Origin of the sequence: Streptomyces sp. NPDC026206 (assembly GCF_040638465.1) — a bacterium.
Classification (GTDB): domain Bacteria; phylum Actinomycetota; class Actinomycetes; order Streptomycetales; family Streptomycetaceae; genus Streptomyces.
In genome coordinates this window covers 1-1,244 of record NZ_JBEZYL010000054.1, presented here as the reverse complement: position 1 = coordinate 1,244, position 1,244 = coordinate 1, and the positions used below count along the sequence as shown (strand labels likewise).

At 67.0% G+C, this 1,244-nt stretch carries 1 protein-coding gene; it reads left to right on the top strand.

What is annotated here, in order from left to right:
* Positions 1 to 222 precede the first annotated feature (222 nt).
* Complete coding sequence (locus AB0F13_RS27815) at positions 223 to 492, top strand: hypothetical protein (RefSeq protein WP_362087959.1); 270 nt, start codon at positions 223 to 225, stop codon at positions 490 to 492.
* Positions 493 to 1,244: the final 752 nt, after the last annotated feature.

The following is a 1,244-nucleotide window of genomic DNA, read 5'->3' as shown; positions in this document are numbered from 1 at the left end:
CGAACGCCACCCCCGCAACTACCTGGCCTTCCTCGGCCTCGCAGCCGCGCTCTGCTGCTACAAGCGACTCCTCAAACTCACCATGTAGGACACGGCCTTAACGCCGGCTACCAGTTCAAGGGAGCCTCCGGTGGCCATCCGTACCGGACACACCCCACGCGCCTGCCCACGCTGGAGCAGGCGCTGCGGCGGATCCCGCAACGGATGGGCGTGCTGCTGGACATGAAGTCTGCCGACGCTCAGACCGTGGTGCCCGCGATCGCCAAGACACTGGACGCCCTGCAGAACGAGGGGCGCAGGGAGTGGCAGCGCGTGCGGTTCTACTCCACCGAGAAGCCCAACCTCGACGCCATGGCGTCCTACCCCCAAGCCCGGTTGTTCGAGGACCGCGACACCACCGCACCCGCCTGGTCACCTCGCGCCTCACTGGCCATTGCCTCAACCCACCCAAGAGGGGGACCTGGACGGCCTTCGAGTTGCGCCGTGACATGACGGTTTCCGAGAAGTTCACCCTTGGCGAGGTCGCAGCCCGGTCAAGCAAACCCTGATGTGGGACCGGGGCACCGCGGCCTGCTTCCACACCCACCCCCGGGTAAGGACCGTATTGATCGGTATTGAGACCAAGGACGACTACGCCACCGCCCTGGGATGGATGCCTATGCCGTCCTGGCCGATTCCCCCGAGCGGATGATGAAGATCAAGAGCGAGGCGGAGACGACACCTCACTGAGGAGTCAGGAGCCCGCCCTCGGCGTCCGTAGGTGCTCATCAACCGCCGAAAATGCCCGGTGCCACGGCACCTGGGCCCTCCGTCTGCCCACGAGCGCCCCGGCAGCCCTCCTACCAGACCCACCTTCGAACTGCCCCATGGACAAGGGCGCCGACTGCCCGCACCGCCGACACGCTCTCAGTCGCCCCCGTCGCGGCACCCCCACTGCCCCGCCCGCTCCGGACAGCCGCAGGGCGCCCCCCGCCGGCGAACCCGAACAGAATCCGGCCGCACGGATCAAGAAGTTCTGCCATGCGCGTTTTGGTCAGGTCGGCGTTCCGAGCCCCCCGCGGCAGGCTCGCTGGATCTCCTGCAGCCGGGTGACCGCCGCCGAATGGGGCTCCTCATCCAGGTCGGCATCGACGCATGGCCAGATACCGCCTTAGACGTCGTTTCATTTGGTGAGGCGGCGGTAGCAGATGAGGGCCCCGGCTATGCCTACGAAGGCGAGGAAGTGTTCGGCCTTGCGTTCGTAG